The 16,688-nt window shown below is 42.0% G+C and carries 12 protein-coding genes; 1 reads left to right on the top strand and 11 read right to left on the bottom strand.

Annotated features, from left to right (window positions below; all coding sequences use genetic code 11):
• Positions 1-92 precede the first annotated feature (92 nt).
• The 4 genes from glmM to nifJ all read right to left on the bottom strand — a co-directional run bounded on the left by glmM (position 93) and on the right by nifJ (position 7,344).
• Positions 93-1,448 (bottom strand): phosphoglucosamine mutase, encoded by a 1,356-nt coding sequence (gene glmM, locus AB5Z52_RS12125; RefSeq protein ID WP_003126423.1) that lies wholly within the window; start codon positions 1,446-1,448, stop codon positions 93-95.
• Between the two features lie 16 nt (positions 1,449-1,464).
• A complete protein-coding gene (locus tag AB5Z52_RS12120; RefSeq protein WP_003126422.1) occupies positions 1,465-2,559 on the bottom strand; it encodes a YbbR-like domain-containing protein in 1,095 nt (364 codons plus the stop codon).
• Complete coding sequence (gene cdaA / locus AB5Z52_RS12115; RefSeq protein WP_005471347.1) at positions 2,556-3,437, bottom strand: diadenylate cyclase CdaA; 882 nt, start codon at positions 3,435-3,437, stop codon at positions 2,556-2,558. The genes AB5Z52_RS12120 and cdaA overlap by 4 nt, the downstream gene beginning before the upstream one ends.
• 211 nt (positions 3,438-3,648) lie before the next feature.
• Positions 3,649-7,344, bottom strand: a complete 3,696-nt coding sequence (gene nifJ, locus AB5Z52_RS12110; protein WP_123867016.1) for a pyruvate:ferredoxin (flavodoxin) oxidoreductase — start codon at positions 7,342-7,344, stop codon at positions 3,649-3,651.
• 226 nt (positions 7,345-7,570) lie between these two features.
• On the opposite strand from nifJ, the gene AB5Z52_RS12105 reads away from it, so the two are divergent.
• Positions 7,571-8,086 (top strand): DsbA family protein, encoded by a 516-nt coding sequence (locus AB5Z52_RS12105; RefSeq protein ID WP_003126419.1) that lies wholly within the window; start codon positions 7,571-7,573, stop codon positions 8,084-8,086.
• Positions 8,087-8,241: 155 nt separating this feature from the next.
• Here the strand turns inward: AB5Z52_RS12105 and whiA are convergent, their stop codons facing one another.
• The 7 genes from whiA to AB5Z52_RS12070 form a co-directional block, all read right to left on the bottom strand.
• Complete coding sequence (whiA, locus tag AB5Z52_RS12100) at positions 8,242-9,177, bottom strand: DNA-binding protein WhiA (protein ID WP_003126418.1); 936 nt, start codon at positions 9,175-9,177, stop codon at positions 8,242-8,244.
• A 15-nt stretch (positions 9,178-9,192) separates the two neighbouring features.
• Entirely contained in the window at positions 9,193-10,194 is a 1,002-nt protein-coding gene (gene yvcK / locus AB5Z52_RS12095) for a YvcK family protein (protein WP_005471344.1), read from the bottom strand.
• A complete protein-coding gene (rapZ, locus tag AB5Z52_RS12090; protein ID WP_003126416.1) occupies positions 10,191-11,081 on the bottom strand; it encodes an RNase adapter RapZ in 891 nt (296 codons plus the stop codon). The genes yvcK and rapZ overlap by 4 nt, the downstream gene beginning before the upstream one ends.
• Before the next feature lie 113 nt (positions 11,082-11,194).
• The gene (locus tag AB5Z52_RS12085) at positions 11,195-11,899 is read right to left on the bottom strand and encodes an amino acid racemase (protein ID WP_021149805.1); all 705 of its coding nucleotides are present in this window, start codon (positions 11,897-11,899) and stop codon (positions 11,195-11,197) included.
• A 3-nt stretch (positions 11,900-11,902) separates the two neighbouring features.
• Entirely contained in the window at positions 11,903-13,156 is a 1,254-nt protein-coding gene (locus AB5Z52_RS12080) for a carboxylate--amine ligase (RefSeq protein ID WP_117474667.1), read from the bottom strand.
• A 299-nt stretch (positions 13,157-13,455) separates the two neighbouring features.
• On the bottom strand, positions 13,456-16,272 hold the full coding sequence (gene uvrA, locus AB5Z52_RS12075) for an excinuclease ABC subunit UvrA (RefSeq protein WP_137264421.1): 2,817 nt from the start codon (positions 16,270-16,272) through the stop codon (positions 13,456-13,458).
• A gap of 14 nt (positions 16,273-16,286) precedes the next feature.
• On the bottom strand, positions 16,287-16,688 hold a 402-nt coding region (locus tag AB5Z52_RS12070; RefSeq protein ID WP_368266931.1), incomplete at its 5' end, for a UvrB/UvrC motif-containing protein.

Genomic DNA, 16,688 nt, shown 5'->3' with positions numbered 1-16,688 from the left:
CGGCGCACAGAACGCGCCGCATATCGTACTAAGTTTTATTCAAATTTGTCTTCACCAACACGATTTGACGAAGAGCCGGTTTTTGATCTCATTTATTCCGCACCGATTTCTTCCCGTACGACAGCTGCGATTTTATCGACATAATAATCTACTTTTTCTGTTGTTGGTGCCTCAGCCATCACGCGCAATAGTGGCTCTGTTCCAGAAGGGCGTACTAAGATTCTACCTTCCCCATTCATTTCTGCTTCTGTTTCTTCGACGATTTTTCGGATTGCCGGTACATCCATCGCGCCATTTTTATCTGTCACACGAATATTAACTAATTTTTGCGGATAGATCGTAACTTCACCTGCCAGCTCAGAAAGTTTTTTCCCAGTCTGCTTCATGATATTCAATAACTGGATACCAGACAGCATTCCATCCCCTGTCGTATTGAAGTCTAAGAAGATCATGTGTCCGGACTGTTCCCCGCCAAAGTTGTAGTCATTTTTGCGCATTTCTTCTACAACGTAGCGATCACCCACTTGAGTAATCACATCTTTCAAACCAATGGCTTCAACAGCTTTATGAAAACCTAAATTGCTCATCACAGTTGTAACGATGGTATCTTGTTTCAAACGTTTTTGTTCAGCTAAGTATTTTGCACAAATGTACATGATCTTATCGCCGTCAACAATATTACCTTGTTCATCAATAGCGATCACCCGATCACCGTCTCCATCAAAGGCTAGTCCAACATCGGCCCCTTTTTCGACAACGAACTCTGCTAATTTCTCAGGATGAGTGGAACCAACACCATCATTGATGTTCAAACCATTCGGCGAAGTTCCCATGGTATAAAAATCAGTTTCTAAGTCTGCAAACAACCGATTGACACTTGTAGCAGTCGCCCCATTGGCTGCATCTACACAGACGGTGATGCCCTCTAGATCACCCGGGATCGTTTGACGGAGAAATTGGGAATACTTCAAAAGACCTTCTGGAAATTCATCAACGGTTCCTAAACCTTCAGCTGACGGCCGTGGTAACGTATCTTCTGCAGCATCTAATAAAGCTTCGATCTCCGCTTCTTGTTCGTCCACCAATTTGAAGCCATCATTACCGAAGAATTTAATTCCGTTGTCTTGTGCTGGATTATGTGATGCTGAGATCATTACTCCAGCACTAGCTTTTTGGACCCGTGTCAGATAAGCCACACCCGGCGTTGAGATGACGCCTAGTTGAAACACTTCGATTCCCACAGATAGCAAACCAGCGATCAGTGCATTTTCTAATAACTGACCAGAGATTCGTGTGTCTCGCCCAACTAAGACGCGAGGTCGACGATCGTCTGTTTCATGTTGACTCAATACATATCCGCCATAGCGGCCAAGTTTAAATGCTAATTCTGGTGTAAGTTCCTTATTTGCTTCTCCACGAACACCATCTGTACCAAAATATTTTCCCATAATGTATTACCCTCTCTTATTCTTTACTCTCATCTGAAGTTGTAACAGTTGTTTCGCTTTCTGAATCACGGTTTTCTTCACTAGTAGATGATTCACTAGTTTCATCTGATCGAGATTCGGCAGATGACTCGTTGCCAGTTTGACCATTCGTTTCCGTTGATTGGAAAACAGGTGTCACTTGGATCGTCACTACTTTAGGATCAATCGTCACACCATCTGGCACTGGCACTTCAACAGTTCGCTCAACAGTTGAGGTGATTCTTGAAATATCGATTGGTACGCCAATTTGATCTAATGTATCTAAAATAGACTGGCTACCAGAAATCGTTCCGCTGATTGCACTCATTCTATAGATAAAATGGGAGATGCCGTTAGGAACTGTTCCTTGCTGGGTGACGAATAATTCCACTTGTTTTGTCGGGGCTTCTAATGTTACCGTTACGTTAACTGTTTCGGGATCTGGCAAAATTGCTAATGCATTTTTAGCGGTATCCCACGCTTGTATCGTTCCTTTGACTGTTGAAGAGGACGTTCCGATCTCATTAGGATCAATGACAGCCACCACACGATCGATATCATTTAAGGTGCGATCACCCGTAGTGATCGCTACTTTCTGAGGATCTGCCTCTAGAGAAGCGATAGAATACCCTTCCTTTATATCTGCGCCCGATATGACTGGTTCAACAGTAAATGTTTTTGTTACTTTCTTTTCAATAGTCACTGTGATGGTCTTCGGCTCGATTTCAGCTGTTACACCCGAACTCAAATTCTGAACTTCTAAAGGAACTTCATGCGTTCCTTCCCCTAATTCAGAGAGATCCGCCATCACGCGAAAGTTTCGTGTCTCATCATTTTTTTCTGCATTCAACTGGATACGATTTCGACTTTTCAAGGTGACATTCACGGTGGTTTCATACCCTTGGATAAAATAGCTATCTGTATCATACGTCGTTTGGATGGGAACATTGCTAAGATGTTCTTCATAACCACTAGTAGAGCCGGATAGATTGACTTGCAGTGTGGAACCACTAGCAATAAAAAACAACACCAAACTAAAGAACAGCGCTAGTATACCATAAAAAATATTTCGTTGGCGTTCTTTCTTAATCATTTTCTTCCCCCTTTGTTCACACCGTCAAGGAAAGATTGCAGTAGATTACGTTTTGCTGTTTTTTCTTCAGGCACAAGCTCTCGATTCAAAATATCCAAGTATTGTTCTCGAGATAACCCAGATAACAATTGGTTGTTCATAGTGATACTGACATCCCCAGTTTCTTCAGACACAACGATCGTCAAAGCATCACTGACTTCTGACACCCCCACTGCCGCCCGATGCCTAGTCCCGAATTCTTTAGGAATCAACAAGCTTTCTGAAAGGGGCAGATACGCACTCGAAACCGCAATTTTGCCGTCTCGTATAATGACTGCTCCGTCGTGCAAAGGTGTGTTGGGAATAAAAATATTGATCAATAGTTCTCCGGTAATATCGGCATCCAAGGCAATCCCAGTTTCGACATACTCTTCCAAACCGGTAGTTCGCTCAATTGTAATCAAGGCACCTATTTTGCGTTTCGCCATATACTGGATCGCTTTATCTAAAGATTGGACCATCACTTCGTCTTCGTGCTTTTCAGACTTAGAGGTCTTGAATAGCGAACTCCGACCTAAATGTTCCAAACCTCGCCGAATCTCCGGTTGAAAAATGACAATAGCAGCGATCACCCCATAGGTGATTACTTGATCCATCAGCCATGAGAGAGTTCTCAAACCAATCAAACCCGCTAAAAAACGTAAGACGATAAACAGCCCGACCCCTTTGAATAGCTGGATCGCCTTGGTCCCTCTGACTAACTGAATCAATTTGTAGACCACATACCAGACAACTAAAACATCCAAAACATTGATTAAAAACGAAATAGAAAATATATTAAACGAGAAAACTTCTCTCCAATAATCAAAATTAAAAAAATCACTGAAATTCATCGACATAAACAGCCTTCCTTTATTCTTAAGACTTCAAATAATAGTATAACATAGGACTTCTTTTAACACGTTGAAAAAAAGCAAATTTATCTCATTTTTTCAAAAAAAATCTCACTTTTTTCTGGACTCTCGATTATTGGATAACACGGTTGATCTTTACGTAATGGAGCTTAAAAAAACAGCTCTGCCAGATACTGGCTAGAGCTGTGACACTTGCCTATTCTGATTTTTTTCTCCGCTCCGCTCTGGCAGCTCTTCTTGCCGCGCGAACTGCTTCGACTTCAGGATCAGAGACTGATCTACGCTGTTTAGTTCTAACAGATTCTCCTTGTTTTTCCACCGATTGAGGTTCTGCTTCAGACAATGGCTCTTTTTCTAATTTTGCTCGAATCTTTTCTTCTTGCCCAGCAAGACGCGCATAATTATAGAAACGGTTTTTGGCATCCAAGACTGTTTTTGTGAATAATGCACTTGCAGCACTTGGGTTAGCTGCACCTAAGGCTGAAAAACGAACCTGTGTTTTCATAAACGTTGGCATCAACGAAAAATCAGGTTTTTTATAGTCTAGTGTCATTGCTGGCTTACCTTTTTCAGTCATTAATGGGTTGTAACGGTATAGAGACCAATAACCGGAAGCCACTGCTTCTTTTGCTTCTTTGATGGATTGTCTCATGCCACCTGCTAATCCATGGGTGATACATGGTGTATAAGCAATGATCAGAGATGGTCCAGGGAATTTCTCCGCTTCTTCGAAAGCTTTGATCGTCTGCATTTGATTGGCTCCGGAAGCAATTTGCGCCACGTATACATGACCATATGTCATAGCCATCATCCCTAAATCTTTTTTCGACACATATTTCCCACTAGCTGCAAACTTAGCAATCGCTGAAGTTGGGGTTGCTTTAGAGACTTGCCCGCCAGTATTTGAATAGACTTCATTATCTAAAACTAGAATATTTACATCCGCGCCTGAGGCCAAGACATGATCGATTCCGCCAAATCCGATATCGTAAGCCCAACCATCGCCACCAATCATCCATTGACTTGGCTTTACAAACAAGTCGCTGTCGTCAAGAATCGCTTGCAAACTTGGCTGTTGATGAATTTCTTGTTGTAAAGCAGCCTGTAATTTTGCCGCCCTCTGTTGGCTTCCTGCACTTTCTTCCCGATGATCGATCCAGTCTTGCATAATCCCTTGTAGATCTATCGGAACAGTGATTAAGGCTGCCTGCATTTTTGCTGCTAAGGCTTCTCTTCGTGTTTGATTTGCTAGAAACATCCCATAACCAAATTCGGCATTGTCTTCAAATAGTGAATTGGACCATGCCGGTCCTTGCCCTTGGTCGTTGGTCGTATAAGGAGACACCGGAGCAGCGCCGCCCCAAATCGATGAGCAGCCGGTGGCATTTGCGATCATCATGCGGTCTCCGAACATTTGAGTCAACAGTTTGACATACGGAGTTTCGCCACATCCTGCACAGGCTCCTGAAAATTCTAGAAGCGGTTTATTGAATTGGGTGCCCATTACGGTACCCGGTTTTGCCGGATTCTCTTTCTGACGTAGTGTCATAGCAAAGGCCCAATTCATTGCTTGCTCTTTTTGGCTTTCATAAGAGCTCATGACCAAAGCTTTGTCCTTTGCGGGACACGCTTCAACACAAAGCCCGCAGCCAGTACAATCTTCAATTGAAACTTGGATTCGATACTTCTGACCATCTTTTCCTCGCATTTCTCGAACAATAAACCCTTCTGGTGCCTCTGTCAGTTCATCTTCATCCACTAAGAAAGGTCGAATCGCTGCATGCGGACAAACAAATGCACATTCATTGCACATCGTACAACGGTCGGATAACCATTCTGGCACTTCTAAAGCAATCCCTCGTTTTTCCACTGCAGTGGTCCCTAGAGGCATCGCTCCTTCCGTCATTTGATTCCGAACGAGCGTCCCCACTGATAATTGATTGCCTTCCTGTCGATTGATTGGCTCAACGATCTCCCGAACATAACGGGATGTTGCAGTTGATTTCCGTTCAGGCACATCAATGAAGGCCCATTCAGCTGGCACTTGAATCTCGTAAAGCAATTCAAGGGTCCGATCAATCGCTAAATAGTTTTTTTCGACAATTTCCATGGACTTATGTCCGTAATTCTTTAATACCTCCGCTTTTAAAATCGGCAGAACCTCGTCGAAAGGCATAATATCAGACAAATAGAAAAAGGCAGTTTCCATTGCCGTGTTGATGCGTCTGCCGAGCCCAGTCTCCATTGCTAATTGCATGGCATTGATGGTATAAAAACGGATGTCATTTTCTGCAATGTAACGCTTGATGTGTTTAGGAAGACTAGTTGCAATTTGTTGCTCATTCCAGGTGGTATTTAGTAGGAAGGTACCGCCTTTTTTTAGCCCCTTCAGCAAATCATATGTATGCAGATACGCAGGGGTATGGCATGCGACAAAGTCAGCATGCTCGATCAAATAAGTCGAGCGGATCGGTGTGTCTCCGAAACGCAAATGGGAGACTGTTAATCCTCCTGATTTTTTGGAATCATAATAAAAATAACCTTGAACATACTTATCTGTGTGATCGCCAATAATTTTGATCGCTGATTTATTGGCACCCACGGTTCCATCGGAGCCAAATCCCCAAAATTTCGCCTGAAATGTATTGGGATTGGTCAAGTCCAAAGTAGCTTCCGTGTTCAACGAGAGATGGGTAACATCATCCATGATCCCAATCGTAAACCGTCTTTTTTGCTCACTTTTTGTTTTCGTCAGTTCTTCGTATACAGCAACGATTTGATCTGGCGTTATATCTTTTGAACCCAATCCATAGCGACCACCAATGACAGCTGGCCGGATCGCTGCATCATAAAGGGCACTTTGGACATCTAAAAGCAGAGACTCACCGTTTGCTCCCGGCTCCTTGCTACGGTCTAAAACGGCAATTGCTTTGACCGTTGATGGAAGTTTTTCCAAAAAGACTTCCAATGGAAATGGTCGATACAAATGAATTGTCAAGACCCCGACTTTTCTTCCTTGTTTGAGCAAATGATCCACCGTCTGTTGTACAGTCTGAGCCGAAGAACCCATTGTTACAATTACTTCTTCTGCATCAGCACAGCCATAATAATCGACCAAATCATAGTTGGTTCCGCGCAAATCATTAATGGCTTTCATGTATTTGCGAATTGTTGCCGGTAACGCATCGTAATGGGCATTGACCGTTTCTCGCTGTTGAAAATGAATATCGGGGTTTTGATTCGTTCCGCTAACCGTTGGATGGTTTGGATTCATTGCCTTTTCGCGAAAAGCTGCTAATTTTTCTTGATCAATCAATTGAGCCAATTCACTGTATTCAAGTACATCAATCTTCTGGATTTCATGGCTGGTTCGAAAACCATCAAAGAAATTCAGAAAGGGAATCCCACTTTCAATCGCCGCTAAATGAGCCACAGGTGCAAGATCCATAACTTCTTGAACACTGCTTTCCGCCAACATCGCAAAGCCTGTTTGGCGAGCCGCCATCACGTCTGTATGGTCACCAAAAATATTCAATGCATTCGTAGTGACTGCTCGGCTGGCAACGTGAAATACGCCAGGCAAACGTTCTCCCGCGATTTTGTACATATTTGGAATCATCAACAGCAATCCTTGCGAAGCTGTATAAGTCGTCGTTAAAGCCCCAGTCTTTAATGAACCATGTACTACACCAGCTGCTCCGGCTTCTGACTGCATTTCAACCACTTTCACTGGTTGTCCAAAAATATTTTTCTTTCCGCTGGCGGACCATTGATCTACCAATTCCGCCATTGTTGAACTAGGGGTAATAGGATAGATTGCGGCTAATTCTGTAAAAGCATAAGAAATGTAGGCTGCCGCTGTATTTCCGTCCATTGTTTTTTTCTTGCGCATCTCTCTAACTTCCTTTATCTTCCATTTTGAGCATTCTCACACAATCCATTATAGCTGAAAAATCTACTTGAATAAATACTGCAAATCAAAATAGCAGCGATTTAGTGAAAGAGCAAACGATACAGTTTCTATCTAATCTAAGATTTTTTCACAAATTTCATTTGGTTGTTTCTCCTTTTCTTTCTAGTTGAAATTCTGTTAAACTTAAAAAAAAGGAGGATGAAACATGGATATTTCAATTATCAAAGCTAAAGAAACAAATACGACTACTGGAATCAAGATTGGTGATGAAAATGCTAAGCCAATCATTGAATTCATGAATCTTCGTTGTCCTTATTGCCGCAAATGGTTTGAAGAGTCATTGCCGATCCTAACCGAAGCTGTTGCTGCGGGAAAAGTTCAACGAGTGATCAAATTATTCGATAAAGAAAAAGAGTCTCTTCAACGGGGAAATGTGATGCATCGGTTTGTAGCAACGGATAATCCTGCTCAAACGATCGCAGATATTACTAAAATCTATCAAACACAAGATCAATGGGGACATTTAACTTTAGAGGAGGTTGCAGAATTTGCGCAAAACCAGCTAGGATTAACCGAACATAACCATTCCACGTATGCTGGTGAAATCGTGGAAGAAGCCCGAAAAGCAAATATTCAATTTGTGCCGACCGTTATCGTAGGCAGTCACATTTTCGATGAATCAATCTCAGCGGATGAGTTGACACAATTGATCAATGAATAAAACCTGTGCCACAGTTCTAACAGCAACCCACTCTTGAAGGATAATCGACTCGCACGTGCGGTCCAACGAAGCCAAAACTACTTGATACTTAGCCGTTTTAGCTTCATTCTATCCCTTCAACTGTTGTCTTGTTATGACCTGTGGCACAGGTTAGTTTAACTGACTTTATCTCGCAAACGATCCGCAAATTCATTGATTTTACGGATTCGATGGTTGATGCCTGATTTGGAGATCGCTCCAGAAGGAATCATCTCTCCCAACTCCTTCAAGCTGACTTCAGGATGTTCCAATCGCAATTCTGCAATTTCCTGCAGCTTCTCTGGAAGAGCTCCCAGCCCCACCCGTTGTTGAATAAATTCAATATTGTCAATCTGTTTGGAAGCTGCATCGATGGTCTTGTTCATATTTGCTGTTTCACAATTCACCAAACGATTGACTGAATTGCGCATGTCGCGGACAATCCGAACATCTTCAAACTTGAGCATCGAATTGGTCGCGCCGATCAATGTGAGAAAATCGGCAATTTTTTCTGCGCCCTTTAAATAAGAAATAAAGCCATTTCGTCGTTCAAGGGCTCGCGCATTCAATCCATAATAGTTCAACATATCGCAGATATCTTGATTGTGCTCTTCATAGATCGAATAGATTTCCAAATGATAGCGGCTGGTCTCTGGATTGTTGACTGAACCTGATGCCATAAATGCCCCCCGTAAATAGGAACGCATTTTTTGGGCATTCCCCATAATTTCATCCGATACATGACTATGAAACATCAATCCATCCATAATATCTAAATCTAGCAATACACGTTTGGTCTCTTGTTTTAAGCGAACGATGTAAACATTGTTCTTTTTCAACTTCATTTTTCTACGAACCAACAGCTCACTTCGGACATTGTAGTGATCTTTCAATAAGGAATAAATCCGCCGAGCAATGGCAGCATTTTCTGTTTGCACATTGAGAACGAACTGCTGGTTGTTAATACTTAACGATCCATTCATTCGTATCAAAGCAGCTAATTCTGCTTTTGCATGTTCCCGATGTACTTCTAGTGATGTCAGTTCCTTTTTGACTTCTGCTGCAAAGGACATAGCGTCGCCTCCTTTCTAGATTTTGGCACCGTAGACGATCCGCAGTAATTCATCGATCACTTTATCACCGTCATGAAAGACACCGCCATCACGTAACTCTAAGAAATCCGCTGAAACCACGCGACAACTTTCATTCCGCAGTCCTTGGAAGTCATGTTTCACTTGGACAAGGTATTCATCGTAGATTTCTGGATCCATATAGCCTTCTGGGACCTTCTCTGTATTGACTAACACGGTATCAATAAAAGACTTCCCTAAATGTTGATGCAAAACTCGAACATGATCTGCATCAGTAAAGTGTTCTGTTTCCCCTTTTTGCGTCATGATATTGCAGATGTAAACAGTCTCCGCTGCCGTTTCTAGCAACGCCTGTCCGATCTCACTGATCATCAAATTCGGCAAGATACTCGTAAACAAGCTACCCGGTCCTAATACGATCATATCAGCTTCTAATATCGACGTCACAACTTTACGTGCAGCTTTGGGTTCATTTTCGTCATCTTGATTCCGCACAAACACGTGATCGATGGTTTTACGATCCAAGGCAATTTTGGATTCTCCCACTGCTTCTGTCCCGTCTTTAAAAACAGCGTGCAAAATTAAAGGTTGGTCAGAAGAGGGATAGACATGGCCATCAATGTGCATGATTTTTGAAAGTATCTGGATCGCTTCATAGGTACTGTTGCGCATTTCCGCAATGGCGGCAATGATCAAATTACCTAAGGCATGGTTTGCAAGAAATTTGTCTTCTTTCTTGAACCGATACTGAAAAATATCATTATAGAGTTGCGGCATATCTGACAAAGCAGCCAGCACATTGCGCAAATCACCTGGAGGCGAAATAGACGAAACTAGGTTGCGGATCTCACCACTGCTGCCACCATCATCTGCGACCGTCACAATTGCTGTGATATCAACACCTTGATTCCGCAAACTTTTTAAAATGACCGGCAGGCCAGTTCCGCCCCCAATGACAACGATCTTAGGTTTACGGATTCGATAGGTTTTCATTTTCATGATCGATTCACCGTCTCTTTGCGCTTATCTTTGTCACGATGGGTCACATTGACTTTGTAATTTTTTGCTAAAGCAGCGCTGATCCGTTCAGATAAAGCGACCGAACGATGTTGTCCGCCCGTACAACCAATTGCGACCGTCAAACTGCTTTTTCCTTCTTTGATATACCCAGGCATTATAGTTTCAAGCAATGTCTCAAATTGCTGATAAAACTCTTCAGTTTCTGGAAAAGACATGACATAGTCATATACGGTTTCATCTTTTCCCGTTAGCGGACGCAATTCGGGTATATAATGTGGGTTTGGTAAGAATCGCACGTCCATCACGATATCCGCATCGATAGGCAATCCGTATTTGAAGCCAAAGGAAACAACTTCCACCCGAAATCCATGTTCATGGGAAGAACGAAATTCTTGATTGATCTTTTCTCGCAGCTGTCTTGGTGTTAAAGTTGTCGTGTCGATCACGATATTCGCTTTTGTCTTCAAGTCTTCCAAGATCGCACGCTCTTTACGGATCCCTTCCGTTATTAAGCCGTCCATCGCAAGGGGATGGGCTCTGCGTGTCTCTTTATAACGAGAAACCAACTCATTGTCTGTAGCATCTAAGAACAATATTTTTGTATCGATGAATCGAGTATTCTCGATATCGATCAGCATGCTTTGGATTTCTTCAAAAAAGGAACGCGAACGCAAATCAACGACCAATGCAATTTTGGTCACTTTCCCTGACTCTTTGATCAATTCCCAGAATTTAGGAATTAAACTCGGCGGCATGTTGTCAATACAAAAATAGCCCATGTCCTCAAAACTTTGAATAGCAACGGTTTTTCCTGCTCCACTCATACCAGTGATGATCACTAGTTCTAAATTATCTACTTCTGTCATCGTAAAACTCCTTCCTCACTCATTAACAGTATATCATGCCGGGCGTATCATTTAAACACTACCGCACAAAAAAAGCATCAACATGAGAGTTGACTCCCATGTCAATGCCTCGCTCAATTTCGATAAGTTAACGCTTTTTCAATTGTTCGATCGACTAAAATCGATTGCGCATCGACTACCGGATAAGGATTATTTTCCGTGAATTCTTCCATCAATGAAAGTTCGGTACAGCCTAGGACAGCTTTCTCACAACCAATTTTATGTGTTACTTCTTCTAAGATCTCAAAATAAAGATCTTGGTCTAATGTATCAGATTCTTTGATCCGATCATAAATCAATGTATTTACTTTTTGTTGTAATTGCGGCTCAGGCAAGTAGACATCAAAGCCACAAGCACGTAACTCGGCTTCATAAATCCCAGCCTTGATACTACCTTCTGTTCCTAAAAAGGCCACTTTCCCGGTAACACCTTCTTTTTGCAAAGATTTAGCAGCTTCCCGCGGCATGTGAAGTAGCGGAATCGGTGTGGCTTCTTGCAACTGATCAAAGAAATAATGCGCAGTATTACATGTCAGTACAATAAAATTTGGCTGTAATAAGTTCTGTTTAGCGATGTCATCAAGCAAATAAGGAACAGGATCTTCTAAATCGTTGTTCAAGATATACGCAGTGCGATCTGGCACTGTCGCATGATTGAATAACACATAGTTCAAATAATCTTGGTCTTTATGAGCAACGGTTCGACGGTTCAAGATTCGTACAAAACTTTCAGTCGCCATCGTTCCCATTCCACCTAAGATACTAAAGAAGTTTTCCATAGACTAGCCTTCTTTCGAATGGAAATGCAGTTTAAATCGTTTGTTGTAAAGATAGAACATTCTTTTTAGTAGAATCCAACGTTTGATGGAGAGATCTTTGTCATAAAAAACGGTAGTCCCCCAGCGATTTTCGGCTAGCAGCTTTTTAGCCCGTTCTTTTTCTTCATTTTCATTGGCATAATCCAAAAAGATGTTTTTCGGTACACCCAACCAAAGCTTCGCTGTTGGAGCATATGCTTTCCCATAAACAGTTTCTTGGAAAGGCACATCAAATACTAAGTCTTCTGTCAGAAATTTAGCAAGATTCAATCCACTTAATGTGATGAAAAAGCTACTTCTCCCCTGACGAAGATTGATTTCAAATAATTTGTATTGCCCATCTCGGCTATCATATTTCAAATCAAAATTGGCAAAGCCAACATATTGAATTTGTTTTAAGAACGTCGAAATCATTTGATAGATTTGTTGGTTTTCATCCGGCAGAATAACCACGTAATTGCCGACTGCTCCAGGAGTTGGATCTTCTAAAAGTGGATGACCCAATGCCATCACTCGTACATTATGGTCTTTGTCAACATAGGCATTCAGCACACGCATATTGCTGTCATCCCCTGGAATAAAATCTTGCACGATCATCTCGTAATTATAGCCAGCTTGATAAATCCGCTCAACAATCTTATCGAACTCGGCACGATCTTCAATAATAAAGGCTTTCTTCCGTCCTTCGAAATCAACAGATAACCAAGCGACACTATTTGCCGGTTTCAATGCCACGGGAAACTCAAATGGCAGTTCTTGAGTAAAGCGGCCATCCTCTAATAGATCTGGTGTCAAAATAAAAGTTTTTGGATAAGGTAAGCCAAACTCTTCACACACTTCATAGAAACTCACTTTATTGATCAATCGTTTCAACAAAGAATAATCATTCGCAATAAATGTGTAATATGACGCTAAATCTGCTTTATGTTTCGCTAACAATTCAGCATAACCATCCCCGCAAGGAATCAACAAATAAGTCATAGAGGGATCGTTATAAGTGGTTTTTGCCAAATCAATCAATGTATCTAAAAAACCAGGATCATGATCAAATCCTGCTACTTGATTGACCTTGACGATTTTGCTATAGCGGGTGGGGGCAAGCTGTGTCCCAGCATAAGCAATTGACTGGATGCCATATGCTTCGTGAAAGGCTCTTGCCATACCATAGACATTCATATCGCTTCCTAACAAAATAGGAACGAATTTTTCCGGATTCATAAAACCACTCTCTCTTTTGCATATATAAATTTAGATTTTTACCTATTTACTTTGTTACAACAGACCTATAATACCATAAAGAAAAAAGCAATCAAAGTATGTACCTCTGATTGCCTTCCTCTTCTTTGAACGGATAGAACTTATAGGTCGTTTATTCTGTTACGAATAGACATTTACCTATTGCTATTTTAACAAATAAACGGTGCATTACAAGAGTTATTTGAGAATTTGCAGAATTATTACAGTAAATATTAAATTTTGCTAAAATCCCCTTTATCTCCGCCTTTATCCTACCTCTCTCATAAGACTTTCTTGAGGTATTTTCCGGTATAGCTTTCAGGAACTGCTGCTATCTCTTCAGGTGTACCAGTTGCAAGGATCGTTCCTCCGCCCTCGCCGCCTTCTGGACCTAAATCAATCACATGATCTGCTGATTTGATCACATCAAGATTATGCTCGATCACTAGAACTGTATTCCCTGCATCAACAAAACGCTCCAAGACTTTCAATAAACGAGCAATATCATCCGTATGCAAACCAGTTGTAGGTTCATCTAATATATAGAAGCTTTTTCCATGAGAATTTTTGTGGAGTTCACTGGCAAGTTTCATTCGCTGTGCTTCCCCACCTGACAAAGTGGTTGCCGGTTGCCCCATCGTGACATACCCTAGACCTACATCAACGATCGTTTGTAATTTTCGATGGATCTTAGGAATATGTTTGAAGAATTCGACAGCATCTTCGACCGTCATCTCAAGGATCTCTGCTATATTCTTCCCTTTGTAATGCACTTCGAGGGTTTCTGAATTGTATCGTTTGCCGTGGCAAACCTCACAAGGAACATAGACATCCGGCAAGAAATGCATCTCGATCTTGATGATCCCATCTCCTTTACACGCCTCACAGCGACCGCCGCGGACATTAAAGCTGAAGCGACCTTTTTTATAACCGCGGACTTTGGCTTCATTGGTTTTTGCAAACAAATCACGAATGTCGTCAAAAACACTTGTATAAGTTGCCGGATTACTTCGAGGGGTTCGCCCGATGGGACTTTGGTCAATGTCGATTAGCTTTTCGATTGCTTCATATCCGGTTAGTTTCTTATATTTTCCCGGTTTGTTCGAATTGCGGTTGATTTTTTGTGCTAAAGCTTTTTTCAAAATTTCATTCACTAATGTTGATTTTCCCGAACCAGATACCCCAGTCACAGCAATAAACTTTCCAAGAGGAAAATCAACGCTGACATTTTTCAAGTTGTTCTCAGCTGCGCCAGTCAAGCGAATGGACTGTCCATTTCCTGCTCGACGTTCTGCCGGCGTTGGAATCTCCCGTTTTCCTGAAAGATATTGTCCAGTCAGCGAATGTTCATTAGCCGCAACTTCCTCTGGGGTCCCTGCTGCAACGATCTCGCCGCCAGCATGTCCAGCTCCCGGACCTACATCAATCAAATAATCGGCAGAACGCATGGTGTCTTCATCATGTTCGACCACAATCAATGTATTGCCAAGATCTCTCATTTTACGCAATGAATCCAATAAGCGGTCATTGTCTCTCTGATGAAGACCGATCGAAGGTTCATCCAAGATATAAAGCACACCAGAAAGATTGGAACCAATTTGTGTCGCTAAGCGAATACGTTGAGCTTCGCCCCCGGACAAAGTGCCAGAAGCCCGACTTAAAGTCAAATAATCCAATCCCACATTGCGCAAAAAGCTTAACCGGTCATCCACTTCTTTGACGATCGGTTTTGCGATCATCTTTTCTTGTTCAGAGAGCGTTAATTTTTCGACAAATGATAAGGCGTTGTTAATTGCCATCTCACTAAGTTCACCAATATGCTTGCCATTCACTTTGACGGATAATGCTTGCGGGTTTAGCCGGTAGCCATGACAGGTTTTACAGGTCAATTCTGTCATGTACAGACGCATTTGTTCCCGGGTGAAATCACTATTGGTTTCATGATAGCGACGTTTGATATTAGGAAGAATTCCTTCAAAGGGTACTTCAACGTCCCGTACACCGCCAAAATCATTTTCATAATGAAAATGGAACATTTCGCCATTGGAACCATTCAAAATAATTGCTTGGTGTTCTTCTGGCAATTCTTCAAAAGGCGTGTCCATCTCAATATTGAATTCCAAGCAAGCTTGTTCCAGCATTTGTGGATAATATTGTGAACTAATGGGATTCCAAGGAACGATTGCACCTTCACGCAACGTTTTGCTAGTATCAGGAATCACTAGATCAGTATCAACTTCTAATTTTACCCCTAATCCATCACAATCCGGACAAGCCCCAAAAGGTGCATTGAAAGAAAACAAACGTGGTTCTAACTCGCCTACTGTGAAGCCGCAATAAGGACAAGAATAGTGTTCACTAAACAACATCTCTTCTTGACCAATCACATCTACTACAGCGTAGCCATCTGCCAAACGTAATGCGGCTTCAAAAGAATCAAACAATCGCGAACGAATGCCCTCTTTGACAACGACCCGGTCAATCACGATGGCGATGTCGTGTTTTTTATTTTTTTCCAGTTCAGGCGCTTCAGAAACATCATAGATTTCACCGTCTACTCGAATCCTCACATACCCTTCTCGTTGAATCATTTCAAAAACTTTTTTGTGCTGGCCTTTCTTTTGATAAACGATCGGTGCCAACAACTGGATCTTTGTCCGATCTGGCAATGCCAGTACTTCGTCGACCATTTGTTCCACTGATTGACTAGTGATCTCAATATGATCATTCGGGCAGATCGGGTGTCCAATACGGGCGTACAGCAAACGCAGATAGTCATTGATCTCGGTCACCGTACCGACCGTTGAGCGAGGATTCTTACTCGTCGTTTTCTGATCAATGGAGATCGCTGGACTCAGTCCATCGATACTATCCACATCTGGCTTATCCATTTGTCCTAGAAATTGTCGTGCATATGCAGACAAGCTTTCCACATACCGCCGCTGTCCTTCTGCATAAAGGGTATCAAACGCCAAAGAGCTCTTTCCTGAACCAGACAAACCGGTCACAACAACCAGTTTATCTCTAGGAATCGTCACATCAATGTTCTTTAAATTGTGTGCGCGAGCGCCATGGATTACGATTTTATCATTTGCCATTCTCTTGTCTCCTTTTACTCAGCTGCTTTCAATTCCAAGATCGTGTCTCGTAAAGTAGCTGCAGTTTCAAAGTCTAATGCTTTTGCGGCATCTTTCATTTCTTTTTCCAGTTTTAATAAGAGAGTTGCTTTCTCTTCACGAGTCATGTCTTCATACGAAGTGGTTGTATAATCGCCTGACTCTTCCGCAACTTTCGTAATAGCGATCAAATCGCGAATTTCCTTAATGATCGTTTTTGGTTCGATGCCATGCTCTTTATTATACGCCTCTTGGATACTGCGGCGGCGACTTGTTTCATCAATCGCTCGCTGCATAGAGTCAGTCATTTTATCCGCATACATGATCACTTTACCATCAGAATTCCGAGCAGCTCGACCAATTGTTTGGACCAAAGAACGCTCACTACGCAAGAATCC

Origin of the sequence: Enterococcus sp. RTP21361st1_A6_RTP21361_211029 (genome assembly GCF_040910045.1) — a bacterium.
Taxonomy (GTDB): domain Bacteria; phylum Bacillota; class Bacilli; order Lactobacillales; family Enterococcaceae; genus Enterococcus_D; species Enterococcus_D gallinarum.
Note: the sequence above shows the minus strand (reverse complement) of the source record. Positions and strands in the feature narration are given on the sequence as shown.

Excerpts from the sequence above, each read along its gene's own strand:
- glmM (WP_003126423.1), bottom strand. The coding sequence starts at position 1,448 with ATGGGAAAATATTTTGGTACAGATGGTGTTCGTGGAGAAGCAAATAAG.
- AB5Z52_RS12105 (WP_003126419.1), top strand. The coding sequence starts at position 7,571 with ATGGATATTTCAATTATCAAAGCTAAAGAAACAAATACGACTACTGGA.
- rapZ (WP_003126416.1), bottom strand. The coding sequence starts at position 11,081 with ATGACAGAAGTAGATAATTTAGAACTAGTGATCATCACTGGTATGAGT.
- uvrA (WP_137264421.1), bottom strand. The coding sequence starts at position 16,272 with ATGGCAAATGATAAAATCGTAATCCATGGCGCTCGCGCACACAATTTA.
- whiA (WP_003126418.1), bottom strand. The coding sequence starts at position 9,177 with ATGTCCTTTGCAGCAGAAGTCAAAAAGGAACTGACATCACTAGAAGTA.
- AB5Z52_RS12080 (WP_117474667.1), bottom strand. The coding sequence starts at position 13,156 with ATGAATCCGGAAAAATTCGTTCCTATTTTGTTAGGAAGCGATATGAAT.
- nifJ (WP_123867016.1), bottom strand. The coding sequence starts at position 7,344 with ATGCGCAAGAAAAAAACAATGGACGGAAATACAGCGGCAGCCTACATT.
- cdaA (WP_005471347.1), bottom strand. The coding sequence starts at position 3,437 with ATGTCGATGAATTTCAGTGATTTTTTTAATTTTGATTATTGGAGAGAA.
- AB5Z52_RS12120 (WP_003126422.1), bottom strand. The coding sequence starts at position 2,559 with ATGATTAAGAAAGAACGCCAACGAAATATTTTTTATGGTATACTAGCG.
- yvcK (WP_005471344.1), bottom strand. The coding sequence starts at position 10,194 with ATGAAAATGAAAACCTATCGAATCCGTAAACCTAAGATCGTTGTCATT.
- AB5Z52_RS12085 (WP_021149805.1), bottom strand. The coding sequence starts at position 11,899 with ATGGAAAACTTCTTTAGTATCTTAGGTGGAATGGGAACGATGGCGACT.